At 74.0% G+C, this 3,136-nt stretch carries 2 protein-coding genes and 1 pseudogene; 1 reads left to right on the top strand and 2 read right to left on the bottom strand.

Annotated elements, in window-relative coordinates; translation table 11 throughout:
• A pseudogene (locus tag H5J29_RS26910) lies at positions 1-778 on the bottom strand (sensor histidine kinase); the annotation flags it as partial.
• A gap of 17 nt (positions 779-795) precedes the next feature.
• Between H5J29_RS26910 and H5J29_RS26905 the strand changes: the two are divergent.
• Positions 796-1,452: a response regulator transcription factor gene (locus tag H5J29_RS26905; RefSeq protein WP_181783799.1), complete on the top strand. Its 657-nt coding sequence runs from the start codon at positions 796-798 to the stop codon at positions 1,450-1,452.
• Between the two features lie 4 nt (positions 1,453-1,456).
• Here the strand turns inward: H5J29_RS26905 and H5J29_RS26900 are convergent.
• A partial coding sequence (locus H5J29_RS26900; RefSeq protein WP_181783798.1) for an MMPL family transporter occupies positions 1,457-3,136 on the bottom strand: 1,680 nt, incomplete at its 5' end.

Here is a 3,136-nt window from a genome sequence, read left to right as displayed (position 1 = left end):
CGACCGTGGAGCGGAGCAGCCGCGCGGTCTCGGTGAGGGCCTGGTCGAGGCGCGCGAACGCCTCAGGATCGCCGTTCTCCCGGGCGTCGTCGAGGTCCATGCGGGCGGCGAGGACGTACTGGAGCGCGCCGTCGTGCAGGTGCTCGGAGAGCCGGCTGCGCTCGCGTTCCTCGAGGTCGCCGAGCTGGGCGAGCAGGTCGCCGCGGTCCTGGACCAGCGACCCGATGGTCGCCACGCGGGACCGCTGGATCCGGGACAGCCCGATGGCCCCCGCCGCGACCCCGGCGGCGATCGCCGTGCGCAGCAGCAGGGAGGCCCACGGCTCGTCGTTGGACTCCTGGGTGGCGATCCCCGCGGCCAGGTACACGAGGACGAGGGGCACCACCACGGCCGCACACACCCGGGGTCGCAGCTGGGTCGCCGCGAGCACCGGCAGCAGGAGGAACCCCGTGGTGACGACGTCGGAGGTCCAGCTGTCCGGGGTCCGGACGCCGGTCAGCAGGGTCAGGCTCGCCAGCACGGCGAGGTCCACGAACAGGGCCGCCCAGGCCCAGACCACCCCGCGCGGGCCACTGTGGGTGGCCCACCGCCCCACGACCAGCGCGAACACCGCATAGCCCGCCGCGACCAGCGCGCACGCGACGCGATCGTGCGCAGGCGGCACGAACGCCACGGTCAGCGCCACGAACGCGACCAGCACCCAGCGCAGCGCCACCTGCAGCAGCACGCCGCGGCGCGCGTGGTCTCGCGCAACGGCCTCGACGTCCCCTGTGGTCATCGGCCTATTCTCGCCCGGTGACCGCCGGGCGAGGAGGCGATCCGCGCATCCGCGTGGTGATCGCCGACGACCATCCGTTCTTCCGCGACGGCGTGGCCCGCGGCCTCGAGCGCAGCGGCCGGATCGAGATCGCGGGCGAGGCGGGCAGCGGCCGCGAGGCCCTCGAGCTGATCCGGGCCGAGACGCCTGCCGTGGCGCTGGTGGACTACGAGATGCCGGATCTCGACGGGCTCGACGTGGTCCGCGCGGTGGTGCGCGACGGGCTCGCCACCCGTGTGCTGCTGCTGTCCGCGCACACCGAGAGCGCCCTCGTCTACCAGGCGGTGCAGGAGGGGGCGGCCGGGTACCTGGCCAAGGACTCACGCCGGTCGGAGATCGTGGAGGCCGTCGTCGACGTCGCGCGCGGCCGGACCGTGGTCCCCGCCGCCCTCGCCGCGGGGCTGGCGGGGGAGATCCGGCTCCGGGCCGTGTCCGAGGGCCCGGTGCTCTCGGAGCGGGAGCGGCAGGTGCTCGCGGGGTTCGCGCGCGGTCTGTCGATCCCGCAGGTGGCGGCGGAGCTGGTGATCGGGGTGTCCACCGTGAAGACCCACACCCAACGGCTCTACGAGAAGCTCGGCGTGTCCGACCGGGCCGCGGCGGTCGCGGTCGCCATGCGCCGGGGGTGGGTGGAGTAGACCACTAGACCGGCACGGCAGGCTCGACGGGAGTGCGGTCGCGGGGCCGGTCGAGCCTGTCCAGGGCGCTGGGCCACCACACCGTCCGGCCGACGTCGAGGGTGAGGGCGGGCACCAGGATCGACCGGACGATCAGGGTGTCGAGCAGGACGCCGACCGAGACGAGGAACGCGATCTGCACGAGGAAGAGGATCGGGAGCACGGCGAGGGCGGCGAAGGTCGCGGCGAGGACGATCCCTGCAGAGGTGATCACGCCGCCGGTCACGCCGAGGCCGCGGATCACGCCCGCGCGGGTGCCGACCCGCGTCGTCTCCTCGCGGACCCGGCTCATCAGGAAGATGTTGTAGTCCACGCCGAGCGCGACCAGGAACACGAAGGCGAACAGCGGCACGCTCGGGTCGGCCCCCGGGAACCCCAGCAGGTCGTTGAACACCAGCGCGCCGATGCCGAGCGTGGCGGCGAAGGACAGCACGACGGTCGCGACCAGCAGCAGCGGGGCGACGAGGGCGCGGAGCAGCAGCGCCAGCACCAGGAACACCACGACCAGGACCGCGGGGACCACGATCTGCAGGTCGCGGGTGGCCGTGGTCTGGGTGTCGAGCTGGGTCGCGGTGACCCCGCCGACGAGGGCGTCCCCGTCGGGGATCGTGCTCAGCTCCTGCCGCAACCGGTCGATCGTCGAGACGGCGGCCTCGCTGTCCGCGGCGTCGGCGAGCACGGCGTCGAACTGGACCCGCCCGTCCACGACCTGGTCCGAGCCACGTTCCACGGAGATGACGCCGGGCACCGCACGGGCGGTGTCGAGGACACGGCCTTCGGCGGACTCCGCGGCGATGATGATCGTGGGGGACCCGGTGCCGCCGGGGAAGTGCCTGCTCAGCGCCTCCTGGCCCTGGACGGAGTCGATCGCGGACTTGTCGACGAAGAAGTCCGACTGCGCCACCCCCGAGGCCTGGAACTGGGGCACGAAGGCGGCCAGTGCCCCGAGGACGAGGGCGGTGGCGATCCACAGCCGGCGCGGCCTGCGACCGACGGAGTCGGCGATGCGGGCCCACAACCCGGCCGGCTTCTCGTCCGTGCCGTGGCGGGGCACGAAGGGCCAGAACGCGGCGCGGCCGAGGGGAACCAGCGCGGCGGGCAGGAAGGTGAGTGCGGCGAGGACGGAGGCGGCGATGCCGAGTGCGGCCACCGGCCCGAGGCCGCGGTTGGAGTTCAGCCCGGAGAGCAGCAGGCAGAGCAGCCCCAGGATCACCGTGCCCGCGGAGGCGAGGACGGGTTCGAGGGTGGCGCGATAGGCGGTGCGCATCGCGTCCCAGGGGCGGTCGGTGCGGCGCAGCTCCTCGCGGTAGCGGGCGATGAGCAGCAGCGCGTAGTCCGTCGCGGCCCCGACGACCAGGATGAACAGGATGCCCTGGGTCTGGCCCGAGAGCGTGATCACGCCCGCGTCGGCCAGCAGGTACACCGCGATCACGGCCAGGCAGAGGGCCAGCCCGGCCGACAGCAGCACCAGGATCGGCAGCAGCGGGCTCCGGTAGACGATCAGCAGGATCAGCGCGACGACGCCGGCGGCCACCGCGAGCAGCAGCCCGTCGATCCCGGCGAAGGCGGCGCTGAGGTCCGCGGCCAGCCCGGCGGGCCCGGTGACGTGCACACTCAGGTCCGCGGGCAGGTCGGCGGCCAGCTC

This window comes from Pseudonocardia pini, from assembly GCF_013870575.1.
GTDB lineage: Bacteria > Actinomycetota > Actinomycetes > Mycobacteriales > Pseudonocardiaceae > Pseudonocardia > Pseudonocardia pini.
The sequence above is the reverse complement of the archived record's forward strand: the minus strand, read 5'-3'. Positions and strand labels throughout refer to the sequence as shown.